This window comes from Mycobacterium sp. SMC-18, assembly GCF_045310895.1.
In the GTDB taxonomy this organism is placed as follows: Bacteria; Actinomycetota; Actinomycetes; order Mycobacteriales; family Mycobacteriaceae; genus Mycobacterium.
This window is the reverse complement of record NZ_JBJIAL010000063.1, coordinates 1-20,271: the sequence shown is the minus strand read 5'-3', so window position 1 is coordinate 20,271 and position 20,271 is coordinate 1. Positions and strand designations below refer to the sequence as shown.

The 20,271-nt window shown below is 66.3% G+C and carries 20 protein-coding genes; 11 read left to right on the top strand and 9 right to left on the bottom strand.

Features of this window, described 5'->3' with window-relative positions:
- On the top strand, positions 1-545 hold a 545-nt coding region (locus ACJH6J_RS28425), incomplete at its 5' end, for a hypothetical protein (RefSeq protein WP_406804886.1).
- Between the two features lie 9 nt (positions 546-554).
- Here the strand turns inward: ACJH6J_RS28425 and ACJH6J_RS28420 are convergent.
- Positions 555-1,415 carry an AraC family transcriptional regulator gene (locus ACJH6J_RS28420; RefSeq protein WP_406804885.1) on the bottom strand — a complete coding sequence of 287 codons (861 nt, stop codon included), beginning with the start codon at positions 1,413-1,415 and terminating at the stop codon, positions 555-557.
- Positions 1,416-1,490: 75 nt separating this feature from the next.
- Between ACJH6J_RS28420 and ACJH6J_RS28415 the strand changes: the two genes are divergently transcribed.
- Positions 1,491-2,753, top strand: coding sequence for an amidohydrolase family protein (locus ACJH6J_RS28415; RefSeq protein ID WP_406804884.1), 1,263 nt, complete (start codon positions 1,491-1,493; stop codon positions 2,751-2,753).
- Positions 2,754-2,803: 50 nt separating this feature from the next.
- On the opposite strand, the gene ACJH6J_RS28410 is transcribed toward ACJH6J_RS28415, so the two are convergent.
- From ACJH6J_RS28410 to ACJH6J_RS28400, 3 genes are all read right to left on the bottom strand, one after another.
- Positions 2,804-3,928, bottom strand: coding sequence for an acyl-CoA dehydrogenase family protein (locus ACJH6J_RS28410; protein ID WP_406804883.1), 1,125 nt, complete (start codon positions 3,926-3,928; stop codon positions 2,804-2,806).
- Positions 3,929-5,161, bottom strand: a complete 1,233-nt coding sequence (locus tag ACJH6J_RS28405) for an acyl-CoA dehydrogenase family protein (RefSeq protein WP_406804882.1) — start codon at positions 5,159-5,161, stop codon at positions 3,929-3,931.
- A gap of 71 nt (positions 5,162-5,232) precedes the next feature.
- Positions 5,233-5,901: a ScbR family autoregulator-binding transcription factor gene (locus ACJH6J_RS28400; RefSeq protein ID WP_346416806.1), complete on the bottom strand. Its 669-nt coding sequence runs from the start codon at positions 5,899-5,901 to the stop codon at positions 5,233-5,235.
- A gap of 185 nt (positions 5,902-6,086) precedes the next feature.
- Between ACJH6J_RS28400 and ACJH6J_RS28395 the strand changes: the two genes are divergently transcribed.
- Positions 6,087-7,004 (top strand): hypothetical protein, encoded by a 918-nt coding sequence (locus ACJH6J_RS28395; RefSeq protein ID WP_406804881.1) that lies wholly within the window; start codon positions 6,087-6,089, stop codon positions 7,002-7,004.
- A gap of 11 nt (positions 7,005-7,015) precedes the next feature.
- Here the strand turns inward: ACJH6J_RS28395 and ACJH6J_RS28390 are convergent, their stop codons facing one another.
- Together ACJH6J_RS28390 and ACJH6J_RS28385 are read right to left on the bottom strand one after the other, a co-directional pair.
- Positions 7,016-8,902, bottom strand: coding sequence for a putative bifunctional diguanylate cyclase/phosphodiesterase (locus tag ACJH6J_RS28390; RefSeq protein WP_406804880.1), 1,887 nt, complete (start codon positions 8,900-8,902; stop codon positions 7,016-7,018).
- Between the two features lie 311 nt (positions 8,903-9,213).
- Positions 9,214-9,930 carry a hypothetical protein gene (locus ACJH6J_RS28385; protein ID WP_406804879.1) on the bottom strand — a complete coding sequence of 239 codons (717 nt, stop codon included), beginning with the start codon at positions 9,928-9,930 and terminating at the stop codon, positions 9,214-9,216.
- 380 nt (positions 9,931-10,310) lie between these two features.
- Here ACJH6J_RS28385 and ACJH6J_RS28380 point away from each other — a divergent pair, with 380 nt between their 5' ends.
- Positions 10,311-10,763, top strand: a complete 453-nt coding sequence (locus ACJH6J_RS28380; RefSeq protein WP_406804878.1) for a MaoC family dehydratase — start codon at positions 10,311-10,313, stop codon at positions 10,761-10,763.
- Positions 10,764-10,802: 39 nt separating this feature from the next.
- On the opposite strand, the gene ACJH6J_RS28375 is transcribed toward ACJH6J_RS28380, so the two are convergent.
- Positions 10,803-11,999: an acyl-CoA dehydrogenase family protein gene (locus ACJH6J_RS28375; RefSeq protein WP_406804877.1), complete on the bottom strand. Its 1,197-nt coding sequence runs from the start codon at positions 11,997-11,999 to the stop codon at positions 10,803-10,805.
- A 123-nt stretch (positions 12,000-12,122) separates the two neighbouring features.
- Between ACJH6J_RS28375 and fabG the strand changes: the two genes are divergently transcribed.
- The 5 genes from fabG to ACJH6J_RS28350 all read left to right on the top strand — a co-directional run bounded on the left by fabG (position 12,123) and on the right by ACJH6J_RS28350 (position 17,473).
- Positions 12,123-12,869 carry a 3-oxoacyl-ACP reductase FabG gene (fabG, locus tag ACJH6J_RS28370; protein ID WP_406774219.1) on the top strand — a complete coding sequence of 249 codons (747 nt, stop codon included), beginning with the start codon at positions 12,123-12,125 and terminating at the stop codon, positions 12,867-12,869.
- Positions 12,870-14,090, top strand: a complete 1,221-nt coding sequence (locus ACJH6J_RS28365; protein ID WP_406804876.1) for an acetyl-CoA C-acetyltransferase — start codon at positions 12,870-12,872, stop codon at positions 14,088-14,090.
- A gap of 30 nt (positions 14,091-14,120) precedes the next feature.
- Complete coding sequence (locus tag ACJH6J_RS28360; protein ID WP_053856022.1) at positions 14,121-15,314, top strand: acyl-CoA dehydrogenase family protein; 1,194 nt, start codon at positions 14,121-14,123, stop codon at positions 15,312-15,314.
- A complete protein-coding gene (locus tag ACJH6J_RS28355; RefSeq protein ID WP_318986083.1) occupies positions 15,298-15,990 on the top strand; it encodes a GntR family transcriptional regulator in 693 nt (230 codons plus the stop codon). The genes ACJH6J_RS28360 and ACJH6J_RS28355 overlap by 17 nt, the downstream gene beginning before the upstream one ends.
- A gap of 139 nt (positions 15,991-16,129) precedes the next feature.
- Positions 16,130-17,473 carry an MFS transporter gene (locus ACJH6J_RS28350; RefSeq protein WP_406774221.1) on the top strand — a complete coding sequence of 448 codons (1,344 nt, stop codon included), beginning with the start codon at positions 16,130-16,132 and terminating at the stop codon, positions 17,471-17,473.
- Positions 17,474-17,475: 2 nt separating this feature from the next.
- On the opposite strand, the gene ACJH6J_RS28345 is transcribed toward ACJH6J_RS28350, so the two are convergent.
- A complete protein-coding gene (locus tag ACJH6J_RS28345) occupies positions 17,476-17,919 on the bottom strand; it encodes a nitroreductase/quinone reductase family protein (RefSeq protein WP_406774222.1) in 444 nt (147 codons plus the stop codon).
- On the bottom strand, positions 17,912-18,763 hold the full coding sequence (locus tag ACJH6J_RS28340; protein ID WP_406774223.1) for an NmrA family NAD(P)-binding protein: 852 nt from the start codon (positions 18,761-18,763) through the stop codon (positions 17,912-17,914). The genes ACJH6J_RS28345 and ACJH6J_RS28340 overlap by 8 nt, the downstream gene beginning before the upstream one ends.
- Before the next feature lie 91 nt (positions 18,764-18,854).
- Between ACJH6J_RS28340 and sigI the strand changes: the two genes are divergently transcribed.
- Together sigI and ACJH6J_RS28330 are read left to right on the top strand one after the other, a co-directional pair.
- Positions 18,855-19,712, top strand: a complete 858-nt coding sequence (sigI, locus tag ACJH6J_RS28335; RefSeq protein WP_406774224.1) for an RNA polymerase sigma factor SigI — start codon at positions 18,855-18,857, stop codon at positions 19,710-19,712.
- Between the two features lie 43 nt (positions 19,713-19,755).
- Complete coding sequence (locus tag ACJH6J_RS28330) at positions 19,756-20,124, top strand: STAS/SEC14 domain-containing protein (RefSeq protein WP_406774225.1); 369 nt, start codon at positions 19,756-19,758, stop codon at positions 20,122-20,124.
- Positions 20,125-20,271 lie beyond the last annotated feature (147 nt).

Sequence of the window (20,271 nt, the reverse complement as noted above, 5' to 3'; positions counted from 1 at the left end):
TTTCGAGAGACCTCGACCTCTATCCCGGCAACGACGCGCCAACCACCTCTACACCCTCATCTGTGAAGAGCCGGTTTCATCTCTCCAACCGGCAGCTGGTGCGGCTGGGGCGGAAAGGCCGTAAGGGCGCCCCGGACACCTTCGATGCCGCCGGCTTCCTGGTGTCGCTGGCTCGGGTGCGGGAGGCCTACCAGTCCGCGGAAGTCTATGTGCCACAGTTCGATCGGGCACTCGAGGAGTCTGTCGCGGCCGGCCTGGTCGTGCCGGCGGCGGCCCGGCTTGTGGTCACGGAGGGCAATTACCTGGCCCTGCCGTCCCACGGTTTCTCCGGTGCGCGGCAGCTGATCGACCGGCTCTACTATCTCGAGTGCGCAGACGATGCGCGGCGGAAGCGACTGCTCGCGCGCCACATCGCCGGCGGGCGGAGTCTGATCGCCGCCGAGCATTGGGTGCGTGCGGTCGACGAGCCGAATGCGCGGCTGATCGCCGAGACGCAGGATCGATGTGATCGCACCTGGCCGTCGGATGACGGCGACGGGCTGTGACCGCGGCTCTCACCGGAACTCGTGCGGCGACCGCGTCGTCTCCGCGGTCCGGCGGCGGTACCCCGACGGTGATTGCCCGCTGAACTGGGTGAAGCAGCGGGTGAACGCGCTGAGGCTCTCGAAACCGACCGCTGTGGCGGTGGCTTGCACCGATTGTCCGGGTTCGGTGAGCAACGCCATCGCCCGGAGCATTCGGGCGTTGAGAAGATAAGTCCGCCAAGACAATCCGATGTTCTCCTGGAACAGCCGGCGCAGGGACCGCTGCGACACCGAGACCGCGCGGCTCACCTGTTCGGCCGTTGCCGACGCCAGATGCGCTTTGGTAAAGGCCATTGCCGCGGCAACGATCGGATGCTCGGACGTCGGCAGGCTCAGCGGTGCTTCGTGGTCCAGCGCTTCGGCCACCAGATGGGCCAGCGTGCGAAAGAACCCGTCCGAGACGGCATCCCCCTGCGGCCGGTCGATGGGCCACCGCAGCGCATAGATCATCATCTCCCGGATCAGCGGCGAAACGGCGATGATGCGTGCCCGGTCCGACCGGTCCGCGATGAGCCCCGGATCGAACATCACGGCGACGGTCTTGACGTCCGGGTTCATCACCGCCTGATGGGGCAGGCCCGCCGGTATCCAGGCGGCCTGTTGCGGCGGCAGCAGGTAGTGGGCGACATCGGTTTCCACCTCGACCAGGCCGTGCAGGGCGTATTCGATCTGGTGCACCTCATGTGAGTGCCAGCCGGTGATCAGGGCGTCGCCCTCGTAGAGATAGCTGCCGCCGAGGGCGCGGCCGCCGCGTCGCAGCTCGATCACCGGACGCGGCGACATCTTGGCCGTTTGGGATAAACCTCTGTCCGAAAGTGCGGAGACGGTCACGCCTCTAGACGGTACTACTGAGTGTGCAGTCGCGGACGTGAGGATGCCGCGCACGTGAGGAGCAATTGGAGTCCCGTGAAGACCGACGACCTGATCCTGGTGAGCATCGATGACCATGTCGTGGAGCCGCCCGACATGTTCGTCAATCACGTTCCGGACAAGTACAAGCCCGAGGCGCCGATCGTCGTCACCGACGACAAGGGCGTCGACCAATGGATGTATCAGGGCCGCCCCCAAGGGGTGAGCGGGCTCAACGCCGTGGTCTCCTGGCCGGCCGAGGAGTGGGGTCGCGACCCCGCCGGGTTCGCCGAGATGCGTCCCGGCGTCTACGACGTTCACGAGCGGGTGCGGGACATGAACCGGAACGGCATCCTGGCCTCGATGTGCTTCCCGACCTTCACCGGTTTCTCCGCCCGGCACCTGAACATGCACCGCGAAGAGGCCACCCTGGTCATGGTCTCGGCCTACAACGACTGGCACATCGATGAATGGGCCGGTTCCTATCCGGACCGGTTCATCCCGATCGCGATTCTGCCGACGTGGAATCCCGAGGCGATGTGCCGTGAGATCCGCCGCGTGGCCGCGAAGGGCTGCCGGGCGGTCACCATGCCCGAGTTGCCGCACCTGGAAGGCCTGCCCAGCTACTTCGACGAGGACTACTGGGGCCCGGTGTTCCGGACCCTCTCCGAAGAGAACGTCGTGATGTGTCTGCACATCGGCACCGGCTTCGGCGCGATCTCGATGGCCAAGGACGCCCCGATCGACAACCTGATCATCCTCGCCACACAGGTGTCGGCGATGTGTGCCCAGGACTTGTTGTGGGGCCCGGCGATGCGCAACTACCCGGACCTGAAATTCGCGTTCTCCGAGGGCGGTATCGGCTGGATTCCGTTCTATCTGGACCGCAGCGACCGGCACTACACCAACCAGAAGTGGCTGCGCCGCGACTTCGGCGACAAGCTACCGAGCGACGTGTTCCGCGAGCACTCGCTGGCCTGCTACGTCACCGACAAGACGTCGCTGAAGCTGCGCCACGAGATCGGCATCGACATCATCGCCTGGGAGTGCGACTATCCGCACTCGGACTGCTTCTGGCCCGACGCTCCCGAGCAGGTCCTGGCGGAACTGAACGCGGCCGGCGCCTCGGACTCGGACATCAACAAGATCACCTGGCAGAACTCGTGCCGGTTCTTCGGCTGGGATCCGTTCAAACTGACCCCGCGGGACCAGGCGACGGCAGGTGCCCTGCGCGCCAAGGCCGCCGACGTCGACACGTCGATCCGGCCGCGCGCCGAGTGGGCAAAGCTGTACGCGCAGAAGCAGATGACCCTCACCTGATCCGGCCGGCCCGGATCAGGTGAGGGCCGCGGCCGACCGGCGGCGCGAGCTCAGCCGCGGGTCAGTTCGGCGTAGCGGGTCACGTGGTGGTCGGTGGAGCCGTATTCGTATTGCACGGCGGTCAGCCTCTTGAAGTAGTGGCCGATGGCGAGCTCTTCGGTCATGCCCATGCCGCCGTGCAGCTGGACGGCGTTCTGGCCGATGAAGCGCGCGGCGCGGCCGACGGTGGCCTTGGCCGCGGACACCGCGCGTGCTCGGGTCTGCGCGTCAGCGCCCAGGTTCAGCACGGCCAGGTAGACCGCCGACACGGACTGTTCGAGCTCCATGTGCATGTCCACCATGCGATGCTGCAGTGCCTGGAAGCTGCCGATCGGCTGGCCGAACTGCTGGCGCTGCTTGGCGTATTCGACGGTGTCGGCCAACACCTTTCGCATGTTGCCGACGGCTTCGGCGCACACGGCGGCGGCGCCCTCGTCGCGCGCCTGGGCGATGGACGGCCAGGCGTCGCCTTCGGTGCCGAGGAGCGCGTCGCCCGGCAGTCGTAGTTCGCGCAGTTCCAGGTCGGCCGCGCGCCGGTCGTCGACGGTGCGGTAGCTGTGCATCGTCAGCCCGGCGCGGGGCTCGGACACGTCGACCAGGAACAGCGAGATGCCGCCAGCGGTCTGCGCGGTGACGAGCAGATGCGTGGCCAACGGCGCGTTGACCACCATGATCTTGTCGCCGCGCAGTACCCAGGCGTCGCCGTCGCGGGTGGCGGTGGTCTGGACGTCCTGCCAGCGGTCGCCACTGTGCGCCTCGGCTGCAGCGAGTGCGACAACCGCTGTGCCGGAGGCGATTTCCTCCAACACCGGGCCTGCCACCGGGCTACCGGATCGCAGCAGCAGGCCGCCGGCGACCACCGCGGTGTCCACGTACGGTTCGATGACCAGGGCGTGACCCAGCGCTTCGGCGATCAACATGACCTCGACGGGCCCGCCGCCGATGCCGCCGACGTCCTCGGGCAGCGCGGCGCCGAGGATGCCGAGTTCCTCGGCGAACGACCGCCAGATATCGGGCTGCCAGCCCGGCCCGGATTTCGCTGCCGCACGGCTGGATTCGAGGTCGTACCGGCCGGCCAGGAACTTGGACAGGCCGTCCCGGAGAAGTTCCTGTTCCGCGGAGAAGGTGAAGTCCATTTACAGCCCCAATTCTGCTTTGGCGAGGATGTTGCGCTGAATTTCGTTGCTGCCGGCGTAGATCGACCCGGCGCGGTCGTTGAAGTAGCGCAGTGGCGCCACGGCCTGCCATGCCTCACCACTGACGTAACCGTCTGCGGGAGGGGTGAATTCGGCTACCGGACCGCCGGGACGGGTGGCATGCGGCTGGTACGCCCGGCCTCTGGGCCCGGCGGCCTCCATGGCCAGTTCGGTCAGGGTCTGGCTCAACTCCGTGGAGAGGACCTTGAGCATCGACGACGCTGCGCCCGGATGGCCGCCGCCGGCCAGCGCGGCCAGCACGCGGTATTCGAGTATCTCGAGCACTTCGGTACGAATCCGTGCATCGGCGAGCTTGCGCGAGAACGCGGCATCGTCGAGCAGTCGGCCGCCGTCGGGGCCCGGCGCCTTCGCCGCCGCCGCGGCGATGTCGGCGGCCAGCACCTGCAGGCCCGGGGCGGCGGCGCCGCCGCCGCGCTCGAACTCGAGCAGGTACTTCGCGACGGTCCAGCCGTCGTCGATCTGTCCGATGACATTGCTCTTGGGCACCCGGACCGCGTCGAAGAACACCTGGTTCTGGACCTCTTCGCCGGACGTCATCACCAGCGGCCGGATCTCGATGCCCGGTGTGCTCATGTCCATCAGCACGAAGGTGATGCCGTGTTGCTTCTTGGCGCTGCGGGTGGTGCGCACGAGCGCGAACATCCAGTTGGCCTCGGTGGCGTGGGTGGTCCAGATCTTGCTGCCGGTGCACACCAGGTCGTCGCCGTCGGAAACGGCGGCCATGGTCAGGGCGGCCAGGTCGGATCCGGCTTCGGGCTCGGAGTAGCCCTGGCAGAAGAAGACCTCGCCGGTCAGGATGCGGGGCAGAAAGTAGTCCTTCTGTTCAGGGGTGCCGAAGCGGATGATCGCGTGCGCCACCATGCGGATACCCATGGGGGACAGGGACGGCGCCCCGGCCAGGGTCGACTCCCGGCTGAAGATGTAGTGTTGCGTCAAGCTCCAATCGCAGCCGCCGTATTCGACGGGCCAGGCCGGTGCTGCCCAACCGCGCTCGTGGAGGATGCGCTGCCAGGCGAGACTCGCGTCGTGATCGCTGTACACGCTCGTCATCAGCCGCCCGGCTTCTCGGATGTCCGGTGTCAGATTTTCTTGCAGAAACGTGCGTACTTCATCGCGGAATGCCAGATCGCTGGCCGACCAATTGAGGTCCATGCAGACTCCTCTGTCGCTTGGGCTGATGGCAGCCTAGCAACAAAGAAGTGAACTTAGTTAGCGATGTGGACTCAGGGCGTGGCGGTGTGCTCCGTGATGTCGGTCTGTCGCGCGGATGCGGCCACCATGAAGTCGAGATGACGGTCGAGCGATTCCGCCGTCACGATCGCGGGCATCAGAACGCGCCACTGCTTGGTGAACCGGTCGCGGAGGTCGTCACCGTCGGACGCGGCGCTGGACATCAACTCCGCGCCGAGGATCCACGCCACCAGTGTGTTGGCGACATCGGCTGGGTCCGCGCCGGGGCGCAGGTCGCCGTCCGTTTCGGCGCGTTTGATGTCCGAGGTGAACTGGTCGACGAAGTTGACGTAGCTGTGTCGCGCGGTCGGGTTGAACCCCGCGAACGTCCGCAGCAGTTTGGTTCCGGCCTGGGCCGTGCGGTTGGTCGCCAGCAGATCGCTGGTGATGAAGGTGCCGACGATGAGTGACTTCATCGCGCTGTGCTCCGAATCCCGTGCGGACTGGAACACGTTGTGCAGCAGAACCATTGCCTCTTCGATGATGACAGTGGCCAGTGCCTCTTTGGAATCGAAGTGGTAGTACAGCGCGCCCTTGGTCAGCTCGGCGCGTTCGATGATGTCAGCCAATCCAGCGGCGGGATAACCGATCTCGTTGATCAAATCGACAGCAGAGTCAATGATCTTGCGTCGGGTCACTTCGGATCGCGGCTGGCGCCCCATTCGTCGATCACCTTCCGTCAGCGCGCGTTCTGTGGCTAGCCCCCCGAATCATCCTAAGGGTGCCATAACGTAGGCCGTTGTTGGTGTCGTTCATTCCGAGAGTATGTAAAGTAGCCGAACGGCGAAATCGATCCCTGGCTGTCGGATTGTTGCAATTCGCTGCCGCTTAACTCAGGGATTTCAGGTTGGATTGGGACGCAGAAGTTGACGTGCTGTGTGTCGGCGCCGGTATCGGTGGCCTGGCGACAGCCATTGCCGCGGTCGACGCCGCCGCAGATGTGATGGTTGCCGGAGTGCTCCACGCCGATGACGGGCGCTGGATGCGCGGGAACGATGTGCACTGCGTCACTCTGGGCGCCGCGCTCGACGCGCGGATCGACGAGTTCGGCGTACCGCGAGGGTTTCCGGACGACGAGCCGCCCGAGCCGGAAGCCGATGGGCCCAGCGAGGCCGAACCGGCCGAGCCGGCCGAGCCGGACACCGACGAGCAGCTCGATGCCACCGCCGTCTATTTCGCCGCGGTCACCGCCGAAGTCGATGTCGACGCGAGCGCACCGCCGCCGCACGGCAGGTCGGTGCCCGCCCGTGCCGTACGCGAGCTGACGGAGTCCGAAACGCACACTCGCACCATCGAGACGTTCGTCGGCGCGGAACTGCTCGACTGGGCGCGGGTCTGCCTGGATTCGGCCACCGGCGCGCTCTACAGCACGGTTCGCGGCTGGTCCTCGGAAACCCTGCGCGATTCGGCGGGCAAGACGCTTCGAGTGGCTTCCCTCGGCGGCATCGAATGGCGCGCGGGCGACGGGCCGGACGAACTGTTCGACTGGCTGGCCGCGGCTGCTGCCGAACGCGATATCGCGGTGAGTGCGGCGAGCACGCTGCAGACGCTGCTCTTCGAAGATCGCCGAATCGTGGGAGCGGAACTGAACACGCCCGACGGACCGTACTTCGTCCGTGCGCGCCACGGTGTCGTGATCTCGCCCGACTTCACCGGCGGGGGCATACCCGCGGAGACCGATGCCCTGCCGGCCGGTGCCCTCGAGGTCTGTATCGTGGCGCGGCCCGCCAGCAGATTCGCCCGCGTGGAACTGGTTGCGCGCTAGCGCTGTTCGCGTCACATCTCGCTGGTGAACCGGACCGGCACTCGTCCCTTGCGGTACAGCGTCGCCATCTGGTCGCTCGGCAGTGGCCGCGACAGCAGGAACCCCTGCGCCCGGTGGCAGCCATGGCGCAGCAACGTGGTTGCGGCAGCTTTGGTTTCGACGCCCTCGGCGACGATCTGGAGGCCGAAGGAGTCGGCCAGCGCGATGATCGCCCGGACGATCGCCAGATCACCCGGGTTGGAGCCGAGGTCGGTCACGAAGCTGCGATCGATCTTGAGGATGTCGACCGGCAGCGACTTGAGGTGGGACAGCACGCTGTACCCGGTACCGAAGTCGTCGATCGCCAACCGAACCCCGGTTCTGCGGAGGTCGGCCAAAGTGGCGCGGGAGGATTCGCTGTCCTGCACGACGACGTTCTCGGTGATCTCCAGGCACACCGAGCCGCGGTCGAGCCCGAACTCGTCGAGGATGCCGGCCACCGACTCGGCGAAGCCGTCGGTGACCAGCTGGACCGGAGACACGTTGACGCGCAACTCGAAATCGTCGCGATCATCGGAATCGTCGCCGGATTTCGAGGCTCGGAAGTCCTCGCGCCACCGGGCGAACTCGCGACATGCCGTCCGCAGTACCCACCGGCCCAATTCGCCTGCCAGGTTGATCGATTCGGCGATACCGATGAATGCCGCCGGTGGCAGCAGCCCGCGGGTGGGGTGGTCCCAGCGCACGAGCGCTTCGGTGGCGAGCAGCTTGCCGGTGCGCATGTCGATTTCCGGTAGGTAGTTGAGCAGCAGCGCGCCGTTCTCGATGACGTCCTGCAGATGCAGCTCGATATCGTTGCGGTAGGCCGTTTCCAGCGACATCGCGGTGGTGAACACCGCAACGCGGTCCCCGCCGGCGGACTTCGCGCTCAAGACGGCCTGGTCGGCCCGGCGCAACAGGTCGGACGAGGTGTCGGAGCCCGGAATGCCCGAAGCGACGCCGACACTCACTGCTCGCGTGAGCCGTTCACCGTCGATCCAGACGCGGCGCCGCAAGGAGTCCTGCAGCTGGTAGGCGAGTGCTTCGGCCTTGTCCGCGGATATCGGGTCTGCCGGGACGACGACGAACTCGTCACCGCCGAGCCGGGCGATCACGGTCTTGGCGTCGACCCCCTCGGTGAGGCGCTGGGCGAAGACGCGGATGAACGAATCACCCGCACTGTGCCCCAGGTAGTCGTTGATGGCCTTGAGCCGGTCGAGGTCGAAGAAGAGCGCGGTCACCGGGCCGGGTTGCCCCGGCTGCAACCGGGCATCGAGGTGGGCGATGAGAGCGCGCCGGTTGTTCAGGCCGGTCAGGTCGTCGTGTTCGGCCAGATAACGGAGCTGCTCCTCGGCGAGTACCCGGGATTGGGCCTGGGTCAACAGCGAGGCGATGGCCTGCAGCGCGTTGATCTCCTCGGTGACCCATTCGCGGTTGCCGTACTTGACGAAGCCCAGTGCGCCGGTGGTGCGGTCGCCGGACACCAAAGGCGTTGCCGCGAGTGATATCTGGGGGACGTTGCGGTCTGCCGCGATGCGACGCTGGTAGTCGTCCGAGTCCGGGTCGGGGCGCACGATGAGCGGTGTCTTGCGATGCTCGGTTTCGGCGAAGACCGGGTCGGCGTCGGCGAAGTACACCACGCGCAGGGGATCGGGGTCCGGAATCTCCGGCCGCAGTGGCCATTCCGCGACGAGTATCGAGGCGCCGATCTCATGATCATTGCGGCGCAGGAAGCTGACGTCGACCCCGAAATGGTCGACGAGGATCTCCAGAACGTCCGTGTACACCTTGGTGGAGTTGCTGGAGTCCGCCGCCATCAGCCGCGTCGCAACCTCTGTGACCACACGATCCAGTGAAGGGGGAGACTCGTCGATGGACATGAGACGATCAGCTTAACCTGCACTGACCTCAAGGCGGTGCTCCTGCGGTTCGGTACCGAAGCCGGTGGCGCGTCCGATATTCGGTGCACGAGGACCACCGTCTCGTCCCGGACTTTGCTGGTCGACGCGGGGAAGGTGTCCTGTAGTCGGCGGAGTTCGTCGGCGTACTTGCGAAAGAGTTCGCCGGGTGCGATCCGGCGGATGGCTGCCAAAACGGTTGCCGCTCCGACGGTTACGTTGCTGCCACGGCGAGCGAATGGGCGCTCAGGTGGCCCGGGCCGCGTCCGACGGTGCCGATGCGACGGCGGCCGTCAACCGGCGACCAGCCTGGTTGATATCGCGTCGATCTCGTGCAGCGCCTTCGTAATCTGCTCCGGCTGAGAGTGATTGACCATGGTCCTGCGGTCCCACCACATCATCTTGGTGCGGTAGCGCTCGTCGGGGTATGGCGTGGCCGGAATGGGCGCCACCACGCCGCCACCGGATTTCCACAATTCCAGGACGTGCTGGGCTGCCGTGGCCATCACGAACTGCACGCCCATGACGCTGGTGGCGTGGTACGCGGTGCGGGCCAGGAGGTTGGTGATGGCGTGCTGGCCGGCGCGACTGTCGGACACCCACGCGGTTTTCATCTCCATGACGCCGAACGGCACCCGGTCGTTGATCATCTTGCGCACCATGGCCAGGCCCGGCCGGCCGGCCCACTCCACCACGGCATGAGAGTCCTCGGCACAGCCGAGCGGGGCCTTGGCGCGCAGTCCGCCGACCATGTTGTCCCGCCGGTCCAGGACCGTCCAGAACAGCGCGGTGTCCGCACCGTCGCGGATCGCGGCAGCGTCGACGACGGTTTCGACGCCGTGCCGGCGGTAACTCTGCTCGGCCGCATCCACGTAGCGGTTCCAGAGTTCCGGGTCGGTGTCGGGTTGCGACAGCACGACACTGCAATCCGTATCGGTGTCAGACCACATGATGTTTTCGGGAAAACGAATATCGACGTTGGATTCGTATTCGACATACTCCACCGACATCGTTGCCCCATTCGTTTTCAGCAGTCACTGCAACGTCAGTTGGCAGTCGGTTGCGGTAAACGCATCTCGCGCGGACTGCATTCCCTAATTCAGTATCGGGGTTGTTGGGGTCCTGCAGCCAGCTAGTGGTGAAACGTTGTCTGTCGGCCTTCGGCGGGCCGAAGAATTGGTCAAACCGAGTGTGCTGGTGCAATGGACGTTGGCAATCCCGGATATTGCTATATGTGCAGGTTAGCGTAGACGATGCCCCAAGATGGCGAACTTTGAGTGGCTAAGTAGGTGACATCGGCCGAAAATCTGTGCATTGTGCTGCCCTGACGGACGCGTTAGAAGTAATAGCGGTGCGGCCCGGGAAGCGGCCGCGCCCGAGAGGAGCAAGCGTGAAGGTCTTCGACAATCTGTCCGAGTTCGTCGCAGCAGCAGGTAGTCAGCTTGGGCCGACGGAGTGGATGGAAATCACCCAGGATCGGGTGAATCTGTTCGCCGACGCCACCGACGACCACCAGTGGATTCACGTCGATCCTGAGCGCGCCGCCGCGGGCCCGTTCGGCGGCACAATTGCCCACGGTTTGCTGACGCTTTCACTGCTACCGCATTTCATGCACCAGCTCTATCGCGTCGACAACGTCGCATTGGCCGTCAATTACGGATATAACAAGGTGCGATTCATCACACCGGTCAAGGTCGGAGCAAACGTCCGCGCGGGCGCCGTCATTTCGAAAGTCGACGAGCTGGACGGTGCCGTTCAAGCAACCATGACAGTGACCGTCGAGATCGAGGGATCCGACAAACCGGCCGCGGTGGCCGAGTCGATCGTGCGAATCATCGGATGATTGCTGGCGGGTGACAGCGCGGGGTGCCGCGCTGTCCTCTCAGCGGCCCGAAGCCGAGCGCTGCGCCGCCTTCACCAGGCCGCCGCCGATGATCAACCGCTGAATCTCGCTGGTGCCCTCGTACAGCCGGAGCAGTCGGACGTCGCGGTAGATCCGTTCGACGGGGACGTCGCGCATGTACCCGCTGCCGCCGTGCACCTGCACGGCCAGATCGGCGACCTTGCCGACCATCTCGGTGCAGAACAGCTTCGCGGCAGACGGCGCGATGCGGCGGTCCGCGCCGCTGACCCACGATTGCGCCGCGTCACGCACCAGCGCACGGCCGGCCATGACGCCGGTCTGCATGTCCGCCAACATCGCCTGTACCAGCTGGAATTCGCCGATTGCGGTGCCGCCCTGGGTGGCGGTCGCGGCGTACGCGACGGACTCGTCGAGGGCACGTTGCGCCGCGCCCACCGAAACAGCCGCGATGTGCACCCGTCCCCGGGCCAGTGACGTCAGCGCCGCGCGGTATCCGATGTCCTCGTTGCCGCCGATCAGGGCGTCCGGACCAACCCGCACGTCGTCGAACGTGACGTCGGAGGTCCAGGCCCCTTCCTGGCCCATCTTCGCGTCTTTCGGGCCGACCACGACGCCGGGAGCGTCGGCGGGGACGAGGAACACCGCGATGCCGGGTCCGTCGGCGTCGGCCGGCCGGGTCCGGGCGAACACCACGAACAGGTTGGCGGTCGGCGCGTTGGTGATGAATCGCTTGTGGCCGGTGATGATCCAGTCGTCCCCGTCTGCCACGGCCTTGGTGCGCAGGCCCGCGGGGTTGGAGCCGGCGCCTGACTCGGTCAACGCGAAGGACGCGACGCAGTCGCCGCCGGCGATCGGTTCCAGCCAGCGCTGCTTCTGGGTGTCGGTGCCGAAACCGACGAGCACCTGACCGGCGATGCCGTTGTTGGTGCCGAACATCGAACGCACCGCCAGCGTGGTGTAGCCCAACTCCATCGCCATCTCGACGTCCTGGACGAGATCGAGTCCCAGGCCGCCCCACTCCTGGGGGATGGCATAGCCGAACAGTCCCATGTTCTTCGCCTGGTCGCGGATGTCGTCGGGCACCCGGTTCTCGTTCATGATCTCCAGCTCGCGCGGGACGACCGCGGTACGGACGAACTGGCGGGTCGCGTCGAGGATGTCGCGGAAGTCCTGATCGCTGACTTCTGCGGCGGGTGAACCGGCGGGTTCGGCCATGTCGGGTCTCCTTGCGCAACACGAGAGGGCTTCTGGTTTGATGTCACAAATATCATATTTGAAGCATGAAACCGGTCGGCGGGCGCGTGGCCGGGCTCAGTCGATCAGGAGGAGTGCACGACCATGCCGCTGCTGGACGGACGTATCGCGGTGATCACCGGCGGTGCTCAGGGGATCGGATACGCGATCGCGGAACGTTTCATCGCCGAAGGCGCCCGCGTCGTGATCGGCGACCTGAATCTCGACGCAACCGAGGCCGCCGTCGCCAAGCTCGGGGGTTCCGACGTGGCCAAGGCGGTCCGCTGCGACGTGACTTCGGCAGCCGACGTGCAGGGGTTGATCGACGCCGCCGTCGAGTTCGGCGGTCGCGGCACCATCGACGTCATGGTGAACAACGCCGGCATCACCCGCGACGCCACCATGCGCAAGATGACCGAGGAACAGTTCGACCAGGTCATCGACGTCCACCTGAAAGGCTGTTGGAACGGCACCCGGTTGGCCGCCGCCGTCATGCGGGAAGCGAAGAGCGGCGCCATCATCAACATCTCGTCGATCTCGGGCAAGGTCGGCCTGGTCGGCCAGACCAACTATTCGGCGGCCAAGGCCGGCATCGTCGGTCTGACCAAGGCGGCCGCCAAGGAGGTCGCCCACCTCGGCGTGCGGGTCAACGCCGTGCAACCGGGATTGATCCGGTCCGCGATGACCGAGGCCATGCCACAACGGATCTGGGACCAGAAGCTGGCGGAGATCCCGATGGGACGCGCGGCCGAACCCAGCGAGGTGGCGTCGGTGGTCGCGTTCCTGGCGTCGGACATGTCGTCGTACATGACCGGCTGCGTCCTGGAGATCACCGGGGGACGGCACATCTAGATGGCCGCGACCAGTCCTGTCATCTGCGCGCCGGTCCGCACCCCGATCGGCCGCTACGGCGGCATGTTCAAGTCGCTGACCGCCGTCGAACTCGGCGTCGCGGCGCTGCAGGGTTTGTTGCAGCGCACCGGGATTCCCGCCGACGCGGTGCAGGACGTGATTCTCGGGCACTGCTACCCGTCGAGTGAAGCGCCGGCGATCGGCCGCGTCGTGGCGCTCGACGCCGGACTCCCGGTCACCGTCCCGGGCATGCAGGTCGACCGGCGCTGTGGGTCGGGACTGCAGGCCGTCATCCAGGCCTGTATGCAGGTGGCCGGTGGCGCAAACGATCTCGTCGTCGCCGGTGGTGCGGAGTCGATGAGCAATGTGGCGTTCCATTCCACCGACATGCGGTGGGGTGGCTCGCGTGGCGGTATCACGGTGCACGACGGCCTGGCTCGTGGCCGGACCACCGCCGGTGGCAAGAACCATCCGGTGCCGGGCGGCATGCTCGAGACCGCCGAGAACCTGCGCCGGCAGTACGCGATCTCCCGGGTGGAGCAGGACGCCCTTGCGGTGCGGTCGCACCAGAAAGCCGTTGCGGCGCAACGTAGTGGAGTGTTGGCCGACGAGATCGTCCCCGTGATGGTGTCGTCCCGCGCCGGCGAACAGCTGATCGACACCGACGAACATCCGCGCGCCGACACCACCGTCGAGGCGCTCGGCAAGCTCAAACCCGTTCTGGGCAAGAGTGATCCGGATGCCACGGTGACGGCGGGAAACTCCAGTGGGCAGAACGACGCGGCGTCGATGTGCGTCGTGACCACCCCGGAGCGTGCGGCAGAACTGGGCCTGCAGCCGCTGGTCCGGCTGGTGTCGTGGGGCGTGGCCGGGGTACCCCCGAATGTCATGGGCATCGGGCCGGTGCCGGCCACCGAGGTCGCGCTGGCCAAAGCCGGTCTGGCTCTTGCCGATATCGATCTGATCGAACTCAACGAGGCCTTCGCCGCCCAGGCGCTGGCCTGCACCCGGGAATGGAAGTTCACCGATCGCGACTGGGAACGCACGAACGTGCGTGGCTCGGGTATCTCGCTCGGTCATCCCGTCGGAGCGACCGGCGGCCGGATGCTCGCGACCCTGGCCCGCGAACTGCACCTGCGGGATGCCCGCTATGGGCTGGAAACGATGTGCATAGGAGGCGGCCAGGGGTTGGCCGCCGTATTTGAACGGATCGAGTCATGACGGACAGCGAGAAGCGAAGCGGGACCGCACATGAGTAAGTTGGCCCAGACCGCCGGTCTCACCGAGGTGCAGCGCGAAATCATCGCCACCGTAAGGCAATTCGTAGACCGGGAGATCATCCCGGTGGCCCAGGAGCTGGAGCACTCGGACTCCTACCCGCAGGCGATCGTCGATCAGATGAAGGACATGGGTCTGTTCGGTCTGATGATCCCGCAGGAGTACGGCGGTCTCGGCGAGTCACTGCTGACGTACGCGCTGTGCGTCGAGGAACTCGCCCGGGGCTGGATGAGCATCTCGGGCGTCATCAACACCCACTTCATCGTCGCCTACATGATCCGCCAGCACGGCACCGAGGAACAGAAACAGCGCTACCTGCCCCGGATGGCGACCGGCGAGGTGCGCGGCGCCTTCTCGATGTCCGAGCCGGAACTGGGTTCCGACGTCGCCGCGATCCGCACCAAGGCCACCCGGGACACCGACGGCGGCTACACCATCACCGGCCAGAAGATGTGGCTGACCAACGGCGGCAGCTCGACTCTGGTTGCGGCACTGGTGAAAACCGACGAAGGCGCCGACAAGCCGCACCGCAACCTGACCGCGTTCCTGGTCGAGAAACCGACCGGCTTCGGGGAGGTCAAACCCGGCCTCACCATCCCGGGCAAGATCGACAAGCTCGGTTACAAGGGCATCGACACCACCGAGCTCATCTTCGACGGCTACCGCGCCGGCGCCGACGACGTCCTCGGCGGTAAGCCCGGCGCGGGCTTCTTCCAGATGATGGACGGTATCGAGGTGGGACGGGTCAACGTGTCCGCGCGGGCCTGTGGTGTCGGCATCCGCGCCTTCGAACTGGCCGTGCGCTACGCCCAGCAGCGCGAGACGTTCGGCAAGCCGATCGCCGATCACCAGGCCATCGCCTTCCAGCTCGCCGAGATGGCCACCAAAGTCGAAGCGGCACATCTGATGATGGTCAACGCCGCCCGGCTCAAGGACTCGGGCGAGCGCAACGACGTTGCGGCCGGGATGGCGAAATACCTTGCCAGTGAGTTCTGTTCGGAAGTCACCCAGCAGAGCTTCCGCATCCACGGCGGCTACGGCTACTCGAAGGAGTACGAGATCGAACGACTCATGCGGGACGCGCCGTTCTTGTTGATCGGCGAGGGCACCAGCGAAATCCAGAAGACCATCATCAGCAAGAACCTGCTCAATGAATACCGCATCTGAGCCCCAATTCGCCGCGCCCGCACAGCTTTCCCACGACGTGGCGCGGTATGTGCGCCGCCGCATCTTCAATGGCGGATTCCCGGCAGGGGAGTACCTGCGGCTGGATCAGCTGGCCACCGAGCTGGGCGTCAGCGTCACCCCGGTCCGGGAGGCACTGCTGAACCTGCGGGCCGAAGGGCTGTTGGTGCAGCATCCGCGACGCGGCTTCATGGTGCTGGAGGTGACCGCCCGTGACGTCGCCGACGTGGCCATGGTGCAGGCGTTCGTCGGTGGGGAACTGGCGGCCCGCGCCGCCGAGAACATCACGGCCGATCAGATCGCCGAGCTGACCCGGATCCAGGACGCGCTGGAGCAGGCCTACCAACACACCGACGTCGACCGCATGGTGCAGCTCAACCACGAGTTCCACCGGCTGATCAACGTTGTCGCCGATTCACCCAAGCTGACCCAATTCATGTCAGGCATAACCCGTTACGCGCCCGAAGCGGTGTTCCCGACGCTGGAGGGCTGGCCGGACCTGTCGATCCGGGACCACCGCCGCGTGATCGCCGCGCTGCAGGCCGGCGACGGTGACGCGGCCCGAACGGCGATGGCCGAACACTTCGAGGTCGGAGTGGCACCCCTGACCGAGCACCTGTGCGAACGCGGGGTGATCCGCGAGCGCAAAGCCCACTGAGCCGGCGTCGCCCAAGGGTACGGTCGGTGTGAATCTGTGAATCGTGCAAGGAAAACGGCGCTGTGACCGGATCCCGTTCCGTACCGTCGGTTCGCCGCAATGATGTGCCCACACCCGTTGCCCACCGATGGAGAGCAGCATGACCGCATTGACCGAAGACGCACCGACGCCGTCGGGCCGCGCAGCGACCCGACGCGCGATCTGGAACACGATCCGGGGGTCATCGGGCAACCTGGTCGAGTGGTACGACGTCTACGTCTACACCGTCTTCGCCACCTACTTCGAAAACCAGTTCTTCGACAAGGCCGACCAGAATTCGACGATCTACGTGTACGCGATATTCGCGGTCACGTTCATCACCCGGCCGATCGGTTCGTGGTTCTTCGGCCGCTTCGCCGACCGCCGGGGGCGCCGCGCCGCCCTGATGGTCAGCGTTTCGCTGATGGCCGCCTGCTCGATGGTCATCGCGCTGGTTCCGTCTCGGGCCAGCATCGGTGTCGCGGCGCCGATCATCCTGATCATCTGCCGGCTGGTGCAGGGCTTCGCCACCGGGGGCGAGTACGGCACATCCGCGACCTATATGTCGGAGGCGGCGACCAGGGAACGACGCGGGTTCTTCTCCTCGTTCCAGTACGTGACCCTGGTCGGTGGGCACGTGCTCGCGCAATTCACCTTGCTCATCATCCTCACGGCGCTGAGCACCGCGCAGGTGAGCGAATTCGGTTGGCGCATCGGGTTTGCGGTGGGCGGTGTCGCGGCGGTCGTGGTGTTCTGGCTGCGGCGCAGCATGGACGAGTCGCTGTCCACGGAGACCCTGAAAGCGGTCCAGGAAGGAAAGGACGCGCGCGCCGGTTCGCTGCGTGAACTGTTCACGCGTTACTGGAAGCCGTTGCTGCTGTGCTTCCTGATCACGCTGGGCGGCACCGTTGCGTTCTACACGTACAGCGTCAACGCGCCGGCGATGGTGAAGGCGACCTACAAGAGCCAGCCCATGACCGCGACCTGGATCAACCTGCTCGGGCTGATCTTCCTCATGCTGATCCAGCCGATCGGCGGAATGATCAGCGACCGGGTGGGCCGCAAACCCCTGCTCCTGTGGTTCGGATTCGGCGGTGTGATCTACACCTACGTCCTCATCACCTACCTGCCCCAGACGCACTCGCCGATCATGTCGTTCCTGCTGGTGGCCGTGGCGTACGTCATTCTCACCGGGTACACGTCGATCAACGCGCTGGTGAAGTCCGAACTGTTCCCGGCCCACGTGCGGGCGCTGGGCGTCGGCGTCGGCTACGCGCTGGCCAATTCGATCTTCGGCGGCACCGCGCCCCTGATCTACCAGGCTCTCAAGGCCCGGGGTGAGGTGCCGCTGTTCATCGTCTACGTCACCGTCTGCATCGCGGCGTCGCTGCTGGTGTATCTGTTCTTCTTGAAGAACAAGTCCGACACCTATCTCGACCACGAACAGGGCAGCGCCTACCGCTGAGATCAGCCCAGCGGGTCGAACCGGAAGACCGCGAGTCTGCCTGCCAGCGACTCGAATTCGTCGGGTGTGCCCTCGGTGACCATGCCGGAACTCTTGGCGAATTTCACGCCGACGGGTACCTGCACCGGGAACTCACGCAGCACGGGCCGCGCTTCGTCGACGGTCAACTCGGTGATCTTCACCGGCCGCGACTTGCGGCCCCGTGTCAACGTGCCGGTGCCGGCGGCACGGGCGTTGAGGGCCCAGTGCGCGCCTGGATAGCCGGCCACGGCGTACATCTGGCCGTGCACGACGAACGGTGTCATCGGGGTGCTCCGCGGCGTGCCGGTCTTGCGGCCGGGCACGGTCAACACCATCGCGGGGCCGACGGGGATGCCGAGCTTCCCCACGGCGACAACGACTTTGTTCATCGGTTTGAGGTAACGCGGCGGTCGTGGCTCAGACATGGATGGTCTCCAATCGTGGGGTGAAGGCGCCGCGGTGCTGAGCGACCCACGCGGCGAACGTCTGGGCCGGGCGGCCGAGGATGCGCTCCACCTCGTCGCTGACCGGCGCTGGGGCATCGACGGTTTCGGCGAGCAGCGCGGTGTACGCGGTACCGAACTCGGCGGGGAAGCCGATGGCGACGAACCGCTCACGGACCTGCTCGACCGGGATTTCCTGGTAGCGCAGGTCGCGCCCCAGCACATCGCCGACGACGGCGAGCAACTCGGCGTTGGTGAGCGCCTGCGGCCCCGTCAACGGAATCTTGCGGCCGTTGAGGTCGTCGGTGAGCAGGGCGTGTGCGGCGACGGCCGCGATGTCGGCTTCGACGATGGGCGCGCTTGAGGCCTCGGCATAGGGTCCGGCCACGACATCGCCGGCCTGCAGCTGCCCGGCCCACATGCCGATGAAATTGGTGGCGAACAACGCCGGCCGCAGGCTCACCCACGGCAGTCCCGAGTCGACAGCCAGTTGTTCGACCTCCCTGTTGCGGTCGCCCCGCAGTCGCGACGGCTGCCGGGTGAAGTCTTCGTCGACGTTCATCGCGGACAGTGCGACCAGCTTGGCGCCGGAATCTTTCGCGGCGTCGACCGTCCACGCCAGGTCCGGACCGAGGGCACGGGAATTGAGGAACACCGCGCTCGCGCCGGCGATGCCGTCCCGGACGGACGCGACGGCCTCGACCCCGGCCGGGAACTGTGGCGACGGATTACGGGTGACGGCACGGACTTTCACGCCCGCGGCGTGCAATTGTTCGACGAGGGGGCGACCGACGTTGCCGGTGGCTCCGGTGATGAGAATGGTCATGAATCAAGGACGGAGTGGCCGACGGGAAAGTTACGGCCCGCGGGATGCGGCGGTGCGGTAACTTTTCACCACCCTGGATCGTCTTCAACTGATGACAGAAACCACTGAATTCATCGCGGCGTGGCGCCACCACCATCCGTATCTGGTCAATCTCGCGTACCAGATGCTCGGTGACGTCGGCGATGCCGAAGATGTTGCACAGGAAGCGTTTCTGCGACTGTCGCGGACAGAGCCCGGTGAGATCGAGGATGTCCGCGCGTGGTTGACGACGGTCGCCGGCCGGCTGTGCCTCGACCTCGTGCGGTCGGCGCGGGCACGCCGGGAACAACCGACCGAGCAGGATGAGATGCCGCCACTGGCGTCGAATGAGCCGGACCCTGCCGACCGCGTCACCCTCGACGACGAGGTGTCGAGTGCCCTGATGCGGGTGCTGCGGCAGTTGAGCCCCGGTGAGCGCGTGGCGTTCATCCTGCACGACGTGTTCGGTGTCCCGTTCGAGTCGGTCGCCGAGACCGTCGGCCGCCCGGTCGGCACGTGCCGGCAGCTCGCCCGCCGGGCCCGGGCGAAGGTGGCGGGTACCGACGTGCGCGCCGACGACGTCGAGGCGGCCGAACATCAACTGGTCACCGAGAAGTTCATCACCGCCTGCGCCGGCGGCGACGTGCAGGCGCTGGCCGCGGTGCTGGACGCGTCGGTCTGGGGCGTCGGCACGGTGCTGAGCGATCCGCCGCTCCCGCCGATCGTCAACCACGGACCGCAGCGGGTCGCCGAGAATCTCATGCTGTACCTCGGGCCGGGGACCACCGTCGTCGCCGGACCGCTCGGCCAGCCCGTCCTGCTGGCGTTCGCGCACCGGCAGCTTTTCGCGGTGGTGGTCCTGACGATTCGCGACGGTCTCGTCGCCAAGATCGAGGCGACCGCCGATCCGTTGGCCCGGTTCGGGGCGTGAGCAATCCCGGCTCCCGAGATGGGCGGCGCCGTAGGCTGGCGCCATGATCGAAGTGCTGTCAGACATGCCCGCGGGCGTGACCGGCATTCGGGTGTCCGGTCGGGTCAGCGGTGACGACATCCGCGAATTCGAGCCCACGATGGACGATCTCGTCGTCGAGGGCGAGATCAGGATCGTCGAGGTCATCGCCTCCGACTACGAGGGCTTCGGCCCCGGTGGACTGGTCGAGGATCTCAAGGTCGGCTTCGGTGCGCTGTTCAAACACCATTCGGCGTTCAAACGCATTGCCGTGGTGTCGGACAAGCCGTGGGTGGCGCACACGCTGCATGCCGTGGCCTGGATGATTCCCGGCGAACTGCAGATCTTCGGGCTCGACGAGCTCGACCGCGCGAAGGAGTGGGCCGCCGGCTGAGCTGTCGGCAGACAGCGAACGGCCCCCTCTCGGAAGAAAGGGGGCCGCTCTACTTCTGGCGCGATCTAGTTGTACTGACCTGAGAGGTTAGGCACGCGGCTGGCGGGTGGGTGGCCTCCGAGTGCGGTGTGGCCGCGGTGGTGATTG